Below are 19,578 nucleotides of genomic sequence, written 5' to 3'. Positions count from 1 at the left end.
CATAATGCCGCGTCTGTATTTTTTACTATTTCTTTTAATGGTTGCTTGCTGATGATAACTGCTTTATCGATGAGCTGTTTGTTACTTAAGTACCACTCATTTATTTCTTCTTGGGTTGCNCTATCACAGTATTTTTTTAAAGATAATATGTAGCTAAAAACCTGACGAGCTCTAAATGCAGCATCTTCATATGAACAAACACCATCTCGTCTTTGCTTGCCCTCTGGGACTGGTTCACAAGNTTCCACAGCAGAGACTCTAAATGAAAAAAGCAGAAGCAAAGTTAGTAATACGATCTTCATTGGCACCTAACGCCCCAATAACGGGCGCAAACGCGTAGGGCAAAATAGCGAAGCGGCCCTGCGTGTTTGTGTCCCAGCGAGCGGAGCGAGTGAGTTTATTGGTTTGTTAGGAGTCATTGTCAAAACTCCATTCGATGTTACTTATTGCTTCAGTTTCTTGTAATAGAGACCTCAAAGCTTGAAGCAAGGGAATAGCAGGTTCAATGGGAGCATTGTTCTTGTTGAAAAACCCCTTGGAAAGCCTTTTTAAAAAGCATGTCCATTGATCTGATTCGCCTTCTATGTTGCCGCAGCAAACCCAATATTCGTTGTCGTCAACTATTAATTCTATAAACCACCCCCAATCTTCATATTCTGGATATGAAGTAAAAATTCCTTTCTTCGCTAAATTTTGAGATAGCCAATAAGCTAATTCTGCACCATAAACTTGGGGATTAACCTGTGAATCCTCTGGAAGAAACGGTTTAAAAAGATTTGATTTAAAAACTGCAGTTGTTTCCATACACACTGACTCCTAACAATTTATTGAACACCACTTTGGGGGGTTATAACACCCCAAAGTGACGTATATCACACTGCTTAATAATTCCACTTAATAACTTTAATGTAAACAGGTAATTACGTAGGCTTTAAAACACCCGTTATTAAAATACACCAAAACGACTTTTAATAATGTTATGGGATAAAACACAAGTACTGTACAAATAAACAGCATGGGTAGATATGCCATTTCACGCTTATAAAACACTCAACTCACTGCCTGGTAATTTAGCTAAGTGGTTTTAATTTTTGCCGCTGTTTATTATGATGAGCTTTCACCCTGGCTTTTTAAATCCATTAAGGTTTTTCAGTCATTTTATTAAGGATTAGCGTATGACTCACTATAACGAATCTCCAGAGCAAATTGCACAAGCCACCGAGGGCTATGTGATGCAGCAAACTATGTTGCGTATTAAAGATCCCAAGCCGTCGCTTGCATTTTATGAAAACGTACTGGGCATGAAACTGTTAGGAAAATACGACTTTCCTGGTATGCAGTTTACTTTGTACTTTTTAGGCTACGAGCAAGACATGCCTAAAGGCGATGATAAAGAAAAAACACAATGGGTGTTTCGCCGCCCTGCGCTTATTGAGCTTACCCATAACTGGGGTACTGAAAACGACGACAGCTTTACCGGTTATCACAGTGGTAATGAAGAACTAAAAGGCTTTGGCCATATTGGGATTAGCGTACCCGATGTATACGCTGCCTGTGAGCGCTTTGCTAAATACGATGTAGAGTTTGTTAAAAAGCCAGATGGTGGTTCAATGAAAGGTCTTGCCTTTATTAAAGACCCTGACGGTTACTGGATTGAAATACTCTCGCCGGAGGGTATTACTGACATTATTCAATCGCAATAAAAAACATTAAACATAAAAAAGCCTGCAAATGCAGGCTTTTTGTTTACAAGTACTGTGAAAAACTTGAATTTTTTAACGACGTAGAGCGTCTATACGCGAGTCAAGCGGCGGGTGCGATGAAAACAGCTCAGCCATGCTTTTACCACCCGCAATACCAAACGCCATCATAGATCCTTGTAACTGCGAAGGATGGTTTTGCTTTAAACGTTCAAGAGCGGAGCGCATTTTGTCGGCGCCAACTAATTTTGCTGCACCGCTATCTGCTGCAAATTCACGCTGCCTGCTGTAATGTGCCACAACTATACTTGCCAACACCCCAAACAGTACTTGGAATAACATGTCGAATAAAATGTAGGTCCAGCTTATTCCGCCCTCTTCTTCATCGCCATTAAGAAAGTTATCTACGATATTTGCCAACACTTTCGCAGCAAAAATCACAAAGGTATTAACCACACCTTGAATAAGCGTAAGCGTTACCATGTCGCCACTGGCAATATGTGACACTTCATGAGCAAGCACGGCTTCGGCTTGATCTTGGGTCATGCTTTGCATTAGCCCTGTACTTACAGCGACTAGTGAGTTGTTTTTACTTGGGCCTGTTGCAAACGCGTTCATTTCGGGGCTGTTGTAAACTGCCACTTCAGGCATTGCAATACCCGCTTTTTTGGCTTGCGCAGCAACAGTGTTTATTAACCACTGCTCGGTTTCGTTACTTGGTTGAGTAATAACCTGCGCACCTGTTGATTTTTTAGCAATCCATTTAGAAATAAATAGTGAAATAAACGATCCACCAAATCCAAATACGGCTGCAATAAGTAATATTCCACCTAGGCTACGATGGCTTAAGCCCAGCGCACTCATTATAATTGAAAGCACCACACCTAATACCAACATAACCGCGAGGTTAGTTAATAAAAACAAAAATACACGTTTCATTCGAGTTCTCCAAAAATAACATTCATTGCTGAGCGATTTTTCTAAAATTTGATCGACTATAAGCAACACTACCCCTATGACACACTATGTCATAGTGGGTAGTGTTATTTTGTGACAAACTATGTCACAACACAAGTAGTATTTATGGATTTATTGATAAATTTTCAAGAAGTGTTTTATAAATTTGTAATTTTGGCGTTTGCTCGCTGTAAGGGCTGATAGCAAGAATAGGAAATGGTAGCCGCGCCTTTAAACTATCTAGGTTTGCTTGGTACTCATCCATATGCTCATCAACTTTGTTGGCTATCCATCCTATACAGTTAATGCCTAAGCTTTGCATATGTGCCGCGGTTAATAGCGCATGATTTAAGCAACCTAACTTCATACCGACGACTAATATAACTGGTAGTTGTTCTGTTTTAACCCAGTCGTATAAATACTCAGTATTATTAATAGGTAAAGCCCAGCCACCCGCTCCTTCTGTAAGTATAAAGTCAGCGCCTTGCTGCTTTACCGTTTTATAAGCTGCGGTAAGCTTGCTAACGTTTATACTTACCCCAGCTTGCTCTGCGGCTATGTGGGGGGCTATAGGTGGTGCAAAAGTAAAGGGATTTACCACATCGTATTTTGCACTCACCGTTGCACTTTCCATCAGCATAAGTGCGTCGGCATTAACAAGTTGATCAAACGCCATTTCAGACCCAGCAGCTAGGGGTTTATACCCTATTGCCTTTTTTTTGTGTTGAGCAAGTAACTTTAACAATAAACTAGTTACATGAGTTTTTCCGGCGTCGGTGTCGGTACCGGTAATAAAAAATTCTTTCATGGCTGTGCCTTTTAAACAGACGTTATTTACGCTTTATTTAATGATAACAATACTACATGGTAAGAAACACACGCTTTTTGGTTTATTAAAGGGTACGCTGCACACGCTTTTTTTAATGCCGACTTTGTTAATAACCCTTGGCGTGTATTAGCTGTGTTTTGGGTGGTTGCGCCAATAGCCTTTATTGAGCGAATAGCGTGTAATGCAGACGCATATTCGTCTGTATAAATTTTAGAGATTACCCTGTTTACCTGAAAGACAGAATTTTGGACCGATTGGTTTATATAATCACCCGCATTAAACGTATTAATATGGTTGTGGCTATCTACCGCAGCGAACGCTGTTTGTATTTCGTTAAGTGAGCCTTCAACTACAGTGCTAATATAAGCCTGCCCACCCGGTTTTAACACCCCATAAAGTGACTGTAAAAGCGCCTTAAAATTGGCCGACCATTGCACTGCAAAGTTACTAAAAATTATATCAACACTGTTTGCTTGCAGTGGCAAGTTATCCATATCTGCGCAAATTTTGTAATCACCTTCATTACAGCTTTTGAGCATATCAAAACTTAAATCCATTGATAACACGGTACCGTAAAGGCGCTGAAGTTGCTGGGTGTTTACAAGTGGGCCTGCGCCTAAATCAACGCACACCTTATTTTTATTGCAAGCTAATGGATTTATTAGTTTGAATAAATCATCGGCTGCTTTTTTTTGAACATGCGCATGTGTATTGTAATTACCTGCCGCTTTTGAAAAGTTAACTTGCGCTCCTTTTTTAAGTGCCGGGTTAAGCCTTTTTAATTGGGTTGTTGCAGCGGCATTTGTAACCGGCTCAATATCCAGTGCGTGGGCAATCATAGTAGTGCCTTTGCTAAATGTTTAACAAGATAAGTAATATCATCAAGGGTATGCGCTGCCGTTAAAGTCACTCTTAAGCGCGCAGTATTGTATGCAACCGTGGGCGGCCTAATTGCGGTAAGCCAAATTCCCTGCTGCTTGAGTTTATTGGCCGCTTTTATTGTTTGCTCTGCACAGCCCAGAACAATAGGTTGAATAGCCGTATCGGACTCCATTACCGCTATATTATGCTGTTGTGCAAGGTGTTTAAATGCCGCTATGTTTTTATTTAATGTTGAGCGTTGCGTATCAGCTGTTTTAATGTGCTTTATACGCGCTAAGGTATTGTTTGCCATTAACGGCGACATAGCTGTTGAGTATGTGTAATCGCGATTATATTGCAGCATGTAGTCTATAAATAAGTGTGAACCCAATACACATGCGCCACTACTGGCAACCGCTTTACCAAATGTAATGACGAGTATGTCGGGCACAGTATCGCCAATAAGAGTTTCGCAACTACCAAGCCCAGTTTTACCCAAAGCGCCAAAGCCGTGCGCATCATCTATCATCAACCAAGCATTATGTTGTTTTGCAAGGAACAGTAAATCTTTTATGGGGGCCTTATCCCCATCCATCGAAAAAACGCCTTCGCTAATAATTAACTTGTTTTGTGCTTTTGACTTTTCGAGCCGAGACCGTAAATGGTTTAAATCGTTATGATTAAAACGTATTAATGCCGCATTAGAGTGAAGCGCCCCATCTATTAAGCTGGCGTGGTTTAACTTGTCTTGAAAAATAGCACTGCTTTGCGCTGCTGATTTATCCTGAAACAACGCTTTAATTACACTGCTATTAGCACTAAAGCCAGAATTAAAAAGCAGCCCAGCTTGATAACCAAACTGAGTGCATAAGTACTGCTCTAATGCTTGTTGCTGTAATTGATACCCTGTTACTAAAGCAGAGCTGTGGCTACCTAGCGTGTTAACATTTTCACTGTGGATAGCTATATCACCAAAGCCCAAATAGTCATTACTAGCAAAATTTAAATACGTTTTATTATCAACCTCAATAGTGCGTGCCGTGGCATTTTGCACCACGTGGCGTTTTCGTAAAAGCGATTGCTCTGCCCGCTCATTAAGGTGTGTACTAATAAATTCAAATGGCATGAGTAAGACTTAATTAGGCTTCGTAAAACAATTCAGATGTGGCTTTATCAGCTACTTGCGATGAAAGCGAGGCAGCTACGGCCTCGTCTGAATAATCTTCACGCGTTTCTGGGTTCATACCTAACTTTTTAATAAGGTTCATGTCTGCATCGGCTTCTGGATTTTCTGTAGTAAGTAGTTTATCACCATAAAATATAGAGTTAGCGCCCGCAAAAAAGCACATTGATTGCATTTGCTCATTCATGGCGTTGCGCCCTGCCGACAAACGTACATAGCTGTGCGGCATCATTATACGTGCAGTTGCTATGGTGCGTATAAATTCAAAGTGATCTAAATCGTCCACGTTTTCAAGCGGGGTACCTTTTACTTTTACCAGCATATTAATAGGCACACTTTCTGGCTGCTGTGGTAGGTTAGCTAACTGCATAAGTAAGCCATAACGGTCGGCGGCTTGCTCTCCCATACCGACTATACCGCCTGAGCACACTTTCATACCTGCATCACGTACGTGATCTATGGTATTTAATCTGTCTTCAAACGTACGGGTTGATATAATTTGCTCGTAGTACTCAGGTGAGGTATCAAGGTTATGATTATAGTAATCAAGCCCTGCACTGCTGAGTTCATGGGCTTTTTCGTTTGTGAGTTTGCCCAGCGTCATGCAGGTTTCAAGGCCAAGCTCTTTTACTTCTTTTACCATTTTTGAAATGTACGGCATGTCTCTGTCTTTGGGATCTGACCAAGCTGCACCCATACAAAAACGTGTAGCGCCTTTTTGTTTAGCAAGGCGTGCTTGCTCTACTACTTTTTCTACTTCTATTAGGCGTTCGCGTTCAAGGTCGGTTTTATAATGCCCCGACTGCGGGCAATATTTACAGTCTTCTGGGCAAGCGCCTGTTTTAATTGATAACAAAGTAGAAATTTGTACCTCATTTGGATTGAAGTTAGCACGGTGAACCGACGCAGCTTTAAACAGTAAATCGTTAAACGGCATTTCAAATAATGCTTTAACTTCGCTATGGGTCCAATCGTGACGAACAGGTGCACGTTCCATAATTCTCTCTTTATTTTTTTCATATTGGTGATGTTGGATTAGTCTAAAACTTCACGTACCATTGTCAACGAAGCCCACCCAGTTAAAGTTTACATATGAATAAAAAGCAACCAATTGATTTAAATTTTGATCGTGAACACATTTGGCATCCATACACATCAATGACTCAGCCTATTCCTGTTTACCCTGTCACCCATGCTAAACACAATATAATTCACCTAGAAACAGGCGAACAACTAATTGATGGGATGGCATCGTGGTGGAGTGCTATTCATGGTTATAACCACCCTGCTATCAACCAGGCAATGGTTGAACAAATTAATGACATGAGCCATGTAATGTTTGGGGGTATTACGCATTCAAGTGCAGTTGAGCTGTGCAAAAAGCTCGTCAAAATTACACCTAGCAGCTTAAACAAAGTATTTTTAGCTGATAGTGGCTCAGTGAGTGTTGAAGTAGCTATTAAAATGGCACTGCAATATTGGTTAAGCCAAGGTATTAGAACAAAACAAAAATTAATGACGCCTTATAAGGGCTATCATGGCGATACGTTTGCTGCAATGAGTGTATGCGATCCTGTTAACTCTATGCATAGCCTATATAAAGGTTTTTTACCTGATCACATATTTGTACCTGCCCCGGCCAGTAAGTTTTCTGGTACTTTTGAAAAAAGTGAAGCGATTGAACTTGAACATTATTTTAAAAATAATCACCAACACGTAGCCGCTTTTATCATTGAGCCTATTGTACAAAACGCAGGTGGTATGAATTTTTACCACCCCGACTATTTAGCCTGTGTAAGGCAGCTATGCACGCAATATAATGTACTTTTAATATGCGACGAAATAGCCACTGGATTTGGCCGAACAGGTAAATTATTTGCGGTTGAACACGCCAATATCGAACCCGATATCTTATGCATAGGTAAAGCACTAACGGGTGGCTCAATGACTTTGTCCGCCACACTGACTAGCGATAAAATTGCCAAAGGCATAAGCGAAGGTGAAGCCGGTGTTTTGATGCACGGTCCTACCTTTATGGGTAACCCGCTAGCGTGTGCAGCTGCGTGTGCCAGCATAGATTTATTACTTGAGCAAAACTGGCAACAGCGTGTAGCTGATATAAATGACCAACTCCAGCAATTACATCAATGTATGGAGCTCAAAGATGTTGCTGATGTTAGAACCTTAGGTGCAATAGGCGTTGTAGAATTATCTGATGAAGTGGGAAGCATTGATGTTGCCACTATCCAAGCTTATTTTGTAGAAAAAGGCGTATGGATCCGCCCTTTCGGTAAACTAATTTATCTTATGCCACCGTATATAAGTGACGAAAACAGTATTAAAACGCTTTGCAATGCAATATACAGTGCAATTAAAGGCAAACATTACGCTAAAGCTTGTTAATTATTGTCGGTCTAAAAGTGATGCTAATTAGCCAAAGGCGGATTTAACTTGATGTAGATCATCTACATTAATTAAATTCGTCTTCAAGCCTTCAAATATGTGATTAGCGGTTTTAGTATATTGCTCTTCGTAATATTTACGGATATGATAATACCTATCATTTACAATTACCTTTTGGACGTCTTACATGAACTTATTTTTTAAACCAGCCAAAGCATTAGGTGCCTCTTTTTTAATCGCGTCTGCATTTATTTCACAACCTTTACTTGCTAACGGCCCTATTGGCGAGCATGTAAATCACCTTCAAGCTAACCTTAAAAGTTATAATGAAGAAGTTGAGTGGATGGTAGGTAAAGTGGACACGCTTGTTAGCACCTACGAAAGTAAAGGCGCTAAAGCTGTAAACACCGACGATTTAATTGAATATTGGGAATCGGTAAAATTTCACAGTGCAATTGAAACTAACTTAGTACCTGTTTATGCCTCTATTTGGCAAGGTTTGTACGGTGTAAAAATGGCAATTGATGGTGGTAAATCAGCAGCTGAAGTACGTACACAACAACACGCTATGAATACTGCCTTATGGCAAGGTTTAGGTGCAGTTAAACTAGCGGCTAAATTTCAACAAAAAGGCTTGTTAAAGGCGGTTACAGCCACAGCAAGCAAAGAAATGACACAAAGTGCAACAATAGACGAAATAAAGCACAAACTAGACCGCGTTATCGCAAAACTTGCTGAACGCCTTCAAGACGAAGCAACTGAAATTGTACACGACACCTACCTACACTTATTCGAAGGCGTTGAAGGAACACTTATTGAGCAAGATGCCAATTTAGTGGAGGCACTTGAAAAAGATTTTAACGTAACGCTTCCAAAAGCGATTGCAGACAACAAAAGTGTTGATGAAGTGCGTGATGTAGTAACTGACATGCAAACAAAATTAGACCGCGCTAAGGGTTTAATTGAAAAAGCCGAAAAAAATCGTAAGGACGTTTTTTAGTGGAACGCAGAACCTTTATACAAGGGTTGGCTGCATTAGGGGTAATGGGCTCATTGCCATTACCTCTATCGCAGGCTTTTGCCAATACGGTAAATAACCCCGTGTCGGTTGACGATTTACCAAAGCTTAAAGGTGATTTAACCTTATATTTAGGCCGAGGTGAAGGCGGTTTGTACGAAAATGTATTACAAGCTATACAAAAAAATAACCCTGATTTTAATTTAGCTATTCGCCGCGGACCCACCGCTGCGCTTGCCAACACAATCGTTGCAGAAGCCAAAGCTGGCGTTAAACGCGCTGATTTATTTTGGGCTGTTGACTCTGGTGCTATTGGCCTAGTAACTGATGCAGGACTTGCTAAGCCACTGCCAAACGATTTATCAGCGCAACTGCAGCCACAATTTAAGTACAAAGAGTGGGCACCAGTAACTGGCCGTATACGTACATTGCCTTATAACACATCACGTTTAACGAAAGATCAAATTCCAACGAGTATTATGGAAATTGCTGAAAGCGATTTGAGTATAGGTTGGGCGCCTGCCTATGCGTCTTTTCAATCGTTTGTTACTGCAATGCGTATTTTAAAAGGTGATGATAAAACAGCTAAATGGCTCAGAAAAGTTAAAAAGCGTGCAAAAACCTACGCTGGTGAATTAGGTGTTGTTATGGGTGTAGAACGGGGTGAAGTAGATATCGGCTTTGCCAATCATTACTACACCTTGCGATTGAAGTCAGGCAAGCCTGATGCAAAACTTGATTTAGCGTTTACTCAAAACGACGCAGGCTGTTTGGTAAATGCTTCTGGTATTTTAACGCTTAACAGTGACCCGCTTGCAACTAACTTTATGCGTTATTTACTGAGTAAAGAAGTGCAAGGTTATTTAGCACGTGAAGCATACGAAATACCGCTAGTAAACGGTATTGAGCAGCCAGACGGTTTACCTTCTCTTTCAAGTGTTTTACCACCTAAAATTGATTTAACACAACTTGCAGATTTACGTCCCACTATTGACTTAATGCGCAGCAACGGCGTTTTATAATGCGAATACCTCCATCTTATCCAATGGCGCTGCTTGCAGCGCTCATTACGCTTACTCCTATTTGTATATTAATGGTGCTTGCAAGCGACTCTAGCTCTTATTTTGATAGCCATAACTTGGCCATTTTAGGCAATACACTGGCTTTAATGGGCTTAACTGTTTTGGGTTCTATTTTGATTGGCGTGCCACTGGCATTTATAAGTGCCTATGTTCATTTACCCTTTAAAAAAGCATGGCTTGTATTGTTTGCAGCCCCGCTTGCTATTCCCAGTTATATTGGTGCATTTACGCTTTACGCGGCATTTGGCCCTGGGGGAGAAATAAATAATCTATTAGGATTTGAAACACCCCCTATGTATGGGTTATCAGGTGCTGCAATAGTTATGACACTGTATACGTTTCCATTTGTAATGATGACGACCCGATCATCGTTATTAAGTTTAGATGCCAGCATGGTAAACGCAGCACGTACATTGGGTATGTCGATGACACAAAGTGTATTCAACGTTATTTTACCCCGTGTAGTGAATGGCATTGCTGCTGGGTCGTTATTAGTGGCACTTTATACTTTATCTGACTTTGGCACCCCAGCCATGATGCGTCTTGATACCTTTACACGTGTTATTTATGTTGAATACAACGCCTTTGCACTGGGTCGCGCAGCGATGCTGTCGCTTCAGTTAATGGTTATTGTAGGTTTTTTACTACTTATAGAATCACAAATAAAAACTGCTACTGAGCGCCATGGCCGCCCTCTTATTTTATTTCCAAATAAGCTACAACTAGGTGCTATATTTACTCTGTTCGCTCCTGTCCTACTACTGGCTATAGGTTTACCACTGGCCATATTTTTTATATGGCTTGTAAGAGATGGCGTAAGTAATTTTGACTTTACAATTGCATGGCACTCTACTTATGCGTCTGCGCTTGCTGCTATTGTGGCAGTTATCGTAGCTGTGCCAGTTGCACATGCAGCCCTCAGTGGTAAAGCTGGTCGAATTATGGAGCGAGTAACCTATTTTGGCTTTGGCATACCTGGCATTGTAATGGGCACGGCGCTCGTTTATGGCGGGTTACAATTACCATTTTTATATCAAACTTTAGGGCTATTAATCATAGCGTATATGCTACGTTTTTTACCCCTAGCGGTTGGTTCAATTCGCACCAGCACCGAACATTTAGATCCAAGCTTGGTGAAATCTGCTCGCGTCCTTGGCGCAAGCCCGCGTGAAGCCTTTACGCGTATTACCTTGCCTTTAACCATGCGCGGTATCGTGGCTGGTGGCGCATTGGTGTTTTTAGAATCAATGCGTGAACTTGAAGCAACCTTATTATTAGGTCCAACAGGGTTTGAAACTCTGTCTACTTATTTATGGCGTGTATACGAAGCTGGCTATTTTGGCCGAGCTGCCATTCCTGGGCTGTTATTAGTGGTGATCTCTGCTTGTGGTTTAGCTATTATGATGTCTGGCGAAAAACGTAACCAGTTTGAACATTAAGGATTTGAAGTAAATGCTATCTGTAAGTCAGTTGTCTATAGATTATGGCAGTAATCGTGTTGTGAGCGATTTAAATTTAACGCTTGGTGAAAACGAAATCCTAATGCTTGTTGGTCCAACCGGTTGTGGTAAAAGTACAATATTGCAAGCACTCGCAGGGTTAATACCTATCTCTGAGGGTGATATAAACGCAGATAAATGGCGTGCAACTCCTAATAAATCGGTGCCCCCTGAAAAGCGCAGTGTAGGTATGGTTTTTCAAGACTTTGCGTTATTTCCGCATTTGACGGTTGAGCAAAATATTAGTTTTAAATTAAAAGATAACAGCGTTGCGAATCATTGGATCAACTTACTTGGTCTAGATGAATTTAGAACAAAAAAACCAGCGACTCTGTCTGGCGGCCAAAAACAACGTGTTGCTCTAGCACGTACCCTTGCCCACCAGCCAGATTTTGTATTACTCGATGAGCCGCTATCAAATTTAGACGCTGCTTTAAAAGACATGTTGCGTTGGGATATACGAAATGCACTTAAAAATGCGGGTGTGCCAGCTATTTGGGTAACACATGACCAAGAAGAAGCCCTATCTGTTGGTGATCGTGTTGGTGTTTTAAAAGGCGGAAAAATACAACAAATTGACACTCCCGAAAAATGCTTTAGTACCCCCGCTAATCGTTTTGTTGCGCGTTTTTTGGGTGAAGCTAGCTTTATAAAAGGCACGTTAAATAATGGCCAAGCGCTTACCGACATTGGTAATGTTCCCGCTCACGGTGTTGACTGCGCTCAAGGCGATGTTGATGTATTATTGCGTCCAGACGATGTTTTATTAGTGCAAAGCAGCGTAGGTAATAATGGCGAAGTTATTTGGGTACGTTTTGAAGGCGGAAGCCGATTATGCGCAATTAAACTCGCCTGTGGTACTGTAGTTACTAGCCGTGTGAGTCATGAAGTGGTTGTTCACCCTGGTGATAACGTGCATGTTTCGCTAAGCACTTCTCATCCACTGGCGGCATTTAAAAGCTAGCGGATTAACCATGTTACTTTGGAGGAAACTATGAACGGACCAAACCCAAATAACCCATCTCCAATGCCAGGGTTTCCTCAAGTAGGTTATTTAAAAAATTTTATTACTTCACCTAATATCGAAGTAGGTGATTACACGTATTACGACGACCCTGATGGGCCTGAACACTTCGAAAAAAATGTCCTTTATCATTTCGATTTTATTGGAGATCGTCTCATCATAGGTAAATTTTGTGCGATAGCCAAAGATGTGACCTTCATAATGAATGGGGCAAATCATCAAAGTGCTGGTTTTTCTACCTACCCTTTTTTTATATTTGGTAACGGGTGGGAAAAGTCTGCACCCCAACCAGGTGATTTACCTTTTAAAGGCGATACTGAAATAGGTAATGATGTGTGGATTGGCTATAACGCCACCATCATGCCTGGGGTAAAAATAGGAAGTGGCGCAATCATTGCCAGTAAATCGGTAGTGACCAGCGATGTACCTGCTTATGCTGTCGTTGGTGGGAATCCAGCAAAAATAATCAAACAGCGTTTTGACGATAAAACGATTAGTGCACTGCTATCCATAGCATGGTGGGACTGGAGCAGTGACAAAATCACTACTCATTTAGATGCTATAACTCACAATAATTTAGATGTATTGTCTAAACTTTAGCACTACCACTCAAACATATACGCCATTTTACTTATCGTTTTAAGCGGCACATTATGCGAGTTACGTTTAGCGTATAGGTGCTGCATAGATTTATCTTTAACTTCACCCACAATCACTTCTTTTACTTGATAACCTAAGGCAACAGCTGCTTGAGTGTATGCCACAAATTCCCATTTTTTAATATTGGTGTTGTCTACAATTACAAGCGGAATGTCTTGTGCGAGGGCCTGTATAAAACGGGCTAAATTTAAATTATGGTATTGGGGTAATTTAAATTTATCAAAGTGATACTCACCCTGCTCGTTTAAAAAGTAGTCGTCTGTTGAGCAAATTAAATATTGGCTTTCATCTGCAGTCGCTAATTCGTCTGCTAAATTTTGTGCATAATACGACTTACCGCTTCCAGGTAGTCCACGTAAAATAAAAACTTGTTTCATAGCATCCATTTCTAAAGTAATGGTCATCATTGAGTAATCAAAAAATATATAATGCCACAAAATCGTTAAACTTCAGAGCAGCAAATAATAAACTTAGTCATTTGTGCCTTAAAATCGACTAAAAATAAACCGCATTGATAAAAACTTTTAAAGAGTTGCCCGCAACAGTTTTTTTATTTTACTTTACTAGGTAAGATACAGGGTTCTAGTACAGCACCTTCTATTAATAAAATAGAGCGTATGTGTTGTACATATTTAAATAAATAAAGTTAGGCAACTTATATCATTGGAGTGAAGATGAGCCATTTAGCGATTTCAGAGCTATTAAAAGGCAATGTTGCGGTAGACAGCCAAGTAACAATTAAGGGCTGGATCCGTACTCGCCGCGATTCAAAAGCAGGAATATCATTTTTAGCCGTTCATGACGGTTCGTGTTTTGATCCTATTCAAGCGGTAGTTCCTAATTCACTAAATAATTATGATGAAGTTACTAGCTTAACAGCCGGTTGTTCTGTATCGGTTACTGGTGTTTTAGTTCAATCTGCTGGCCAAGGTCAATCGTTTGAAATTCAAGCTAATTCAGTAAAAGTTTTAGGTTGGGTAGAAAACCCAGATTCATACCCAATGTCGGCAAAGCGCCACAGCATTGAATACTTACGCGAACACGCGCACCTTCGCCCTCGTACTAACATGATTGGCGCTGTTACACGTGTACGTAACTGCTTAGCACAAGCTATCCATCGTTTTTATCACGAGCAAGGCTATTATTGGATCAGTACGCCAATTATCACAGCAAGTGACTGTGAAGGCGCAGGTGAAATGTTCCGTGTATCGACACTCGATATGCAAAACCTTCCACGTACAGATAAAGGTGATGTTGATTACAGCGAAGATTTTTTTGGTAAAGAAGCATTCTTAACTGTATCTGGCCAGTTAAACGGCGAAACTTACGCGTCTGCAATGTCAAAAATTTATACGTTTGGCCCAACTTTCCGTGCAGAAAACTCAAATACTTCACGTCACTTAGCTGAATTTTGGATGGTTGAACCAGAAGTTGCGTTTGCTGATTTAGAAGACATCGCAAAACTTGCAGAAAACATGCTTAAGTACGTATTTAAAGCGGTACTTGAAGAGCGCCGTGACGATATGGAGTTTTTTGCACTACGTGTTGAAAAAACAGCCATTAGCCGTTTAGAAGAATTTGTAGAAAAAGACTTTGCCCAAGTTGATTACACTGACGCAGTAGAAATACTTAAAGCCTGTGGTAAAAAGTTTGAGTACGCTGTTGAATGGGGTGTAGATTTACAATCAGAGCACGAACGCTACTTAGCAGAAGAACATTTTAAAGCACCTGTAGTAATTAAAAACTACCCACGTGATATTAAAGCATTTTACATGCGCCAAAACGAAGACGGCAAAACCGTTGCCGCTATGGACGTAGTTGCACCGGGTATTGGTGAAATTATTGGTGGTTCTCAGCGTGAAGAGCGTTTAGATGTGCTTGATGCGCGCCTTGAAGAGATGGGCTTAAACAAAGAAGACTACAGCTGGTACCGCGATTTACGTAAATACGGTAGCGTACCGCATTCAGGCTTTGGTTTAGGTTTTGAGCGTTTAGTTGCTTATGTAACAGGCATGGGCAACGTACGTGATGTAATTGCCTTCCCGCGTACAAAAGGCAGCGCAACGTACTAAAATTTAGATTAATAAGTTGTTTTAATATTAAAAACCAGCCAATTGGCTGGTTTTTTTATAACAATAACTTAGCGTATAAAAAAAGCCGCAGCACCCATAAGGCACCACGGCTTTCAACCAGAATAGTTTTAATAAATGACTATAGTGCGCTTTCTAATTGCGGTAACACATCAAATAAATCGGCAACGAGTCCGTAATCTGCTACTTGAAAAATAGGCGCATCAGGGTCTTTGTTAATCGCGACAATCACTTTTGAGTCTTTCATACCCGCTAAGTGTTGAATAGCACCGCTAATACCCACAGCAATATACAGGTTAGGCGCTACAATTTTACCTGTTTGCCCCACTTGCATATCATTAGGTACAAAGCCTGCATCCACTGCTGCACGCGATGCTCCAATAGCAGCCCCCAGCTTATCTGCAATACCATTCAGTAATGCAAAGTTTTCACCATTTTGCATGCCACGGCCACCCGATATAACTACATCAGCTGCAGTAAGTTCAGGGCGTTCAGATTCAGTTTGTTCAACACTTACAAAACGACTTAACTGTGAAGCAGACACCATTTCTACAGTAGTAACAGGCGCTTGAGCTTGATCACCTTGAAGATCAAAACTACTTGCACGAACAGTAATAACTTTCTTGCTATCAAGTGATTTTACTGTGGCGATAGCATTACCTGCATAAATTGGGCGTTTAAACGTATCGGCATCGATTACAGCAATTATTTCAGATATTTGCGCTACATCTAAAAGCGCTGCAACGCGTGGCATAAAATTTTTGCCTGTGGTAGTGGCGCTTGCCACAATATGACTGTAGTTATCAGCAAGGCTCAATACTAAGTCTGTCATGCTTTCAGCTAGTTGATGCTCATAAACAGCGTTGTCTGCTGTAAGTACCGCATTAACACCTGCAATACTCGCTAGCTTTTCGCTCATAGCGCCTATATTTAAACCTGCAACAAGTACATCTACGTCTAAGCCTAATTTAACAGCGGCGTTAATTGTTTTTGAGGTTTCTGGTTTTAAGGCACCGTTATCGTGCTCTGCAATTACAAGTGTTTTCATTTAAATCACCTTTGCCTCTGTTTTTAATTTTTCTACAAGTTGTGCAACGTCTTCTACAATAATACCGCCACTGCGTTTAGCGGGTTCTTCTACGCTAACAAGCTGAACACGCGGTGTTAGGTCTACGCCTAAAGTATCTGCTGCTATTACATCAAGGGGCTTACGTTTTGCTTTCATTATGTTAGGTAGTGATGCATAACGAGGCTCGTTCAAACGTAAATCTGTCGTAACAATGGCAGGCAATGAAAGGGCTACCGTTTGCAAACCGCCGTCTACTTCACGCGTTACATTTACTTTGCCATCAGCGACAACGACCTTAGAAGCAAACGTACCTTGGCCACGATTAGTCAAAGCTGCAAGCATTTGCCCTGTTTGATTATTATCTGAATCTATCGATTGCTTGCCTAAAATTACAAGCTCAGGTGCTTCTTGCTCTACTATTTTTGCAAGTAATTTAGCAATGTGTAATGACTCTAATTTTTCATCGGTTTCGATGTGAATTGCTTTATCTGCACCCAGTGCAAGCGCTGTACGTAATTGTTCTTGCGACGTTTTAGCGCCAATAGTAACAGCTACCACTTCAGTGGCAGTACCCGCTTCTTTTAAACGGATGGCTTCTTCTATTGCTATCTCACAAAACGGGTTCATCGCCATTTTGACGTTGGCTAAATCTACGTCGCTGTTGTCACTTTTGACACGCGCTTTTACGTTGTAATCTATAACGCGTTTTATTGGTACAAGAACTTTCATAGGAACTCCATAATTATTTAAACCTACAACCTAACGTGTACGTCAACCTATTTATTTTATGAAATCAGACTACTTCCTGTTGACGTAAACGTCAACCTAAAATAACCTTTAACTATTCACAGCCTGTAACGAAAAATTTGCATTGTAATAAATAGGCTGAACACCTTATTCAAATACTGATGCAGTATTGAGTGAGTCCGTCATAAATAAAGAGGTTATTATGGTCGAACGTGAAACCATGGAATTTGATGTAGTTGTTGTAGGCGCTGGACCTGCAGGACTTGCCAGTGCAATAAAACTCGCACAACTTGCACAAGAAAAACAACAAGAATGCATGATTTGTGTTGTTGAAAAAGGCTCTGAAGTGGGTGCACATGTTCTGTCGGGTGCTGTTTTTGAAACCAAAGCTTTAGATGAGTTACTGCCCAAATGGCAAGAGCAAGGCGCACCAGTCACTACAAAAGTAACCAATGATGAAATTTATTGGTTTAATAATGAAGAAAAAGCAACGTCAATCCCCCACTTTGCTACACCTAAAACGTTTCATAATAATGGCAACTATATTGTATCAATGGGTAACGTATGCCGTTGGCTTGCAGAGCAAGCTGAAAGTTTGGGCGTAGAAATATTTCCAGGCTTTAGTGCACATTCACTTATTATTGAAGACGACACTGTAAAAGGCATTATTACAGGAGACATGGGTGTTGATAAAGACGGAAACGAAAAAGACGGTTACATGCCAGGCATGGAACTAAGAGCTAAATACACTATTTTTGCTGAAGGTTGCCGTGGACATTTAGGCAAACAACTTATAAACCAATTTGCGCTTGATGCTGATTCATCGCCTCAACATTACGGTTTAGGTTTTAAGGAAATATGGCAAGTAGATGAATCGAAACACCAAGAAGGAACGGTGGTTCATGGCACGGGTTGGCCGTTAAATGGTGATACAAGTGGTGGTGCATTTATGTATCATAGCGAAAATAATCAGGTCGTTGTTGGCTTAATTGTTGATTTAAATTACGCAAACCCACACTTAAGCCCTTTTGATGAATTTCAGCGAATGAAACATCACCCTGTTTTTAAACAGGTGCTTGAAGGCGGTGAGCGAATTGCTTATGGGGCGCGTGCTATTGCAAAAGGAGGATTGCATTCTTTACCTAAAATGCATTTTCCTGGTGGATTATTAGTTGGCTGTGATGCTGGTACTTTAAATTTTGCAAAAATTAAGGGAAATCACACAGCAATGAAATCGGGTATGGTGGCTGCTGAAGTCATTTTTGAAGCACTTCAAAATGAACAAGCAAATACTGACTTAAAAAATTACCGTATACGATTTGAACAATCTTGGGCCTATAAAGAACTTTACCAGTCGCGTAACTTTGGCCCGGTAATGCATAAACTAGGTAAGTTTTTAGGGGGTGCATATAATACACTCGATCAGAATGTATTTAATGGTGCTTTACCGTTTACCTTTAAAGACAACGTACCAGACTACTCTACTCTTGTTGATGCTAATATTGCTGAAAAAATAAATTACCCCAAGCCTGATGGGTCACTGAGTTTTGATAAACTTTCAAGTGTGTTTTTATCAAATACTAACCATGAAGAGTCTCAACCTTGTCATCTAAAACTTAAAAACGCATCAATTCCAATACACGTTAACCTTGTAAAATATGATGAACCCGCACAGCGCTATTGCCCAGCAGGTGTTTATGAAGTGCAAGAAATAGAAGGTAAAAACGAGTTTGTAATTAATGCACAAAACTGTGTGCACTGTAAAACCTGTGACATTAAAGATCCAAGCCAAAACATAACATGGGTTACACCTGAAGGTGCTGGCGGTCCAAATTACCCCAATATGTAATATCTTTTACATATAAATTATAAACATATCCTAAATTGCAGGGGCTTCGGCCCCTTTTTTGCGCTATGCTGATTATATAATTAATAAAAAGAGTAAAGTTTATGCCGTCGTCAAATGTTGTTTTTCGTTTTTTAGCAGAGCCCACCGATGTTAATTTTGGAGGAAAAGTGCATGGTGGTGTGGTTATGAAGTGGATTGACCAAGCTGGCTATGCCTGTGCCGCTGGCTGGAGTGGTCATTATTGTGTAACCGTATCGGTGGCGGGTGTTAAATTCAGACGCCCTATTTTGGTTGGGCAAATAGTAGAAGTAGAAGCAAAAATAGCGCATACCGGTAAAACAAGTATGCAAATATTTATACAAGTTCGATGCGGCGACCCAAAAACACAAAACATGGTTGAAACCAACCATTGTGTAATAAGCTTTGTCGCCATGGATGAAACGGGTTACCCCGTTGCAGTGCCAGAGTTTAAAGCGGTTACCAATGAAGATATAAAATTAGAAAATTACGCAATTAAGATGAAAGAAATTGCGATAGAAACCGAAAACTTACTTCATCAAGTATAGTTACGCGTTAGCTAATTTTTGTACTGTAAAAAAATCCTAAT

Annotated in this window: 19 protein-coding genes; 10 read left to right on the top strand and 9 right to left on the bottom strand. The window is 40.6% G+C overall.

The genetic code is table 11. The features are described 5' to 3' along the window. Window positions 1-408 precede the first annotated feature (408 nt). Window positions 409-804 (bottom strand): hypothetical protein, encoded by a 396-nt coding sequence (locus ATS71_RS15320; RefSeq protein ID WP_058405604.1) that lies wholly within the window; start codon window positions 802-804, stop codon window positions 409-411. A gap of 371 nt (window positions 805-1,175) precedes the next feature. On the opposite strand from ATS71_RS15320, the gene gloA reads away from it, so the two are divergent. Continuing rightward, the gene (gloA, locus tag ATS71_RS15315; protein WP_058405603.1) at window positions 1,176-1,703 is read left to right on the top strand and encodes a lactoylglutathione lyase; all 528 of its coding nucleotides are present in this window, start codon (window positions 1,176-1,178) and stop codon (window positions 1,701-1,703) included. A 72-nt stretch (window positions 1,704-1,775) separates the two neighbouring features. Here gloA and htpX read toward each other — a convergent pair whose 3' ends face one another. The 5 genes from htpX to bioB form a co-directional block, all read right to left on the bottom strand. Further along, window positions 1,776-2,639 (bottom strand): protease HtpX, encoded by an 864-nt coding sequence (gene htpX / locus ATS71_RS15310; protein WP_058405602.1) that lies wholly within the window; start codon window positions 2,637-2,639, stop codon window positions 1,776-1,778. Window positions 2,640-2,781: 142 nt separating this feature from the next. Then, window positions 2,782-3,465, bottom strand: coding sequence for a dethiobiotin synthase (gene bioD, locus ATS71_RS15305; protein WP_058405601.1), 684 nt, complete (start codon window positions 3,463-3,465; stop codon window positions 2,782-2,784). 26 nt (window positions 3,466-3,491) lie between these two features. After that, entirely contained in the window at window positions 3,492-4,325 is an 834-nt protein-coding gene (locus ATS71_RS15300; protein WP_058405600.1) for a methyltransferase domain-containing protein, read from the bottom strand. Further along, on the bottom strand, window positions 4,322-5,473 hold the full coding sequence (locus ATS71_RS15295; protein WP_058405599.1) for an aminotransferase class I/II-fold pyridoxal phosphate-dependent enzyme: 1,152 nt from the start codon (window positions 5,471-5,473) through the stop codon (window positions 4,322-4,324). The genes ATS71_RS15300 and ATS71_RS15295 overlap by 4 nt, the downstream gene beginning before the upstream one ends. A gap of 13 nt (window positions 5,474-5,486) precedes the next feature. Then, window positions 5,487-6,527 (bottom strand): biotin synthase BioB, encoded by a 1,041-nt coding sequence (gene bioB, locus ATS71_RS15290; protein WP_058405598.1) that lies wholly within the window; start codon window positions 6,525-6,527, stop codon window positions 5,487-5,489. Window positions 6,528-6,622: 95 nt separating this feature from the next. Here bioB and bioA point away from each other — a divergent pair, with 95 nt between their 5' ends. From bioA to ATS71_RS15260, 6 genes are all read left to right on the top strand, one after another. Then, a complete protein-coding gene (gene bioA, locus ATS71_RS15285; RefSeq protein WP_058405597.1) occupies window positions 6,623-7,933 on the top strand; it encodes an adenosylmethionine--8-amino-7-oxononanoate transaminase in 1,311 nt (436 codons plus the stop codon). Window positions 7,934-8,120: 187 nt separating this feature from the next. Further along, complete coding sequence (locus ATS71_RS15280) at window positions 8,121-8,933, top strand: hypothetical protein (RefSeq protein ID WP_058405596.1); 813 nt, start codon at window positions 8,121-8,123, stop codon at window positions 8,931-8,933. Beyond that, complete coding sequence (locus tag ATS71_RS15275; protein ID WP_058405595.1) at window positions 8,933-9,973, top strand: extracellular solute-binding protein; 1,041 nt, start codon at window positions 8,933-8,935, stop codon at window positions 9,971-9,973. Before ATS71_RS15280 ends, ATS71_RS15275 begins: the two co-directional genes overlap by 1 nt. Then, window positions 9,973-11,472, top strand: coding sequence for an ABC transporter permease (locus tag ATS71_RS15270; protein ID WP_058405594.1), 1,500 nt, complete (start codon window positions 9,973-9,975; stop codon window positions 11,470-11,472). The genes ATS71_RS15275 and ATS71_RS15270 overlap by 1 nt, the downstream gene beginning before the upstream one ends. Window positions 11,473-11,485: 13 nt before the next feature. Further along, on the top strand, window positions 11,486-12,496 hold the full coding sequence (locus ATS71_RS15265; protein ID WP_058405593.1) for an ABC transporter ATP-binding protein: 1,011 nt from the start codon (window positions 11,486-11,488) through the stop codon (window positions 12,494-12,496). Between the two features lie 30 nt (window positions 12,497-12,526). Next, window positions 12,527-13,156 carry a Vat family streptogramin A O-acetyltransferase gene (locus ATS71_RS15260; protein WP_058405592.1) on the top strand — a complete coding sequence of 210 codons (630 nt, stop codon included), beginning with the start codon at window positions 12,527-12,529 and terminating at the stop codon, window positions 13,154-13,156. Window positions 13,157-13,158: 2 nt separating this feature from the next. On the opposite strand, the gene ATS71_RS15255 is transcribed toward ATS71_RS15260, so the two are convergent. Then, complete coding sequence (locus tag ATS71_RS15255) at window positions 13,159-13,593, bottom strand: ATP-binding protein (RefSeq protein ID WP_008131176.1); 435 nt, start codon at window positions 13,591-13,593, stop codon at window positions 13,159-13,161. Window positions 13,594-13,890: 297 nt separating this feature from the next. Between ATS71_RS15255 and asnS the strand changes: the two genes are divergently transcribed. After that, window positions 13,891-15,288 carry an asparagine--tRNA ligase gene (asnS, locus tag ATS71_RS15250; protein WP_058405591.1) on the top strand — a complete coding sequence of 466 codons (1,398 nt, stop codon included), beginning with the start codon at window positions 13,891-13,893 and terminating at the stop codon, window positions 15,286-15,288. 139 nt (window positions 15,289-15,427) lie between these two features. Here asnS and ATS71_RS15245 read toward each other — a convergent pair whose 3' ends face one another. Together ATS71_RS15245 and ATS71_RS15240 are read right to left on the bottom strand one after the other, a co-directional pair. Then, entirely contained in the window at window positions 15,428-16,354 is a 927-nt protein-coding gene (locus ATS71_RS15245; protein ID WP_058405590.1) for an electron transfer flavoprotein subunit alpha/FixB family protein, read from the bottom strand. Then, on the bottom strand, window positions 16,355-17,104 hold the full coding sequence (locus ATS71_RS15240) for an electron transfer flavoprotein subunit beta/FixA family protein (protein ID WP_058405589.1): 750 nt from the start codon (window positions 17,102-17,104) through the stop codon (window positions 16,355-16,357). Between the two features lie 220 nt (window positions 17,105-17,324). Here ATS71_RS15240 and ATS71_RS15235 point away from each other — a divergent pair, with 220 nt between their 5' ends. Next, window positions 17,325-18,971, top strand: a complete 1,647-nt coding sequence (locus tag ATS71_RS15235) for an electron transfer flavoprotein-ubiquinone oxidoreductase (RefSeq protein ID WP_058405588.1) — start codon at window positions 17,325-17,327, stop codon at window positions 18,969-18,971. 101 nt (window positions 18,972-19,072) lie between these two features. Further along, window positions 19,073-19,537, top strand: a complete 465-nt coding sequence (locus ATS71_RS15230) for an acyl-CoA thioesterase (RefSeq protein WP_058405587.1) — start codon at window positions 19,073-19,075, stop codon at window positions 19,535-19,537. Window positions 19,538-19,578: the final 41 nt, after the last annotated feature.

The sequence above is a fragment of the Pseudoalteromonas sp. H71 genome, from assembly GCF_001468485.1.
Lineage (GTDB): Bacteria > Pseudomonadota > Gammaproteobacteria > Enterobacterales > Alteromonadaceae > Pseudoalteromonas.
This window is presented reverse-complemented; position numbering and strand designations above follow the sequence as displayed.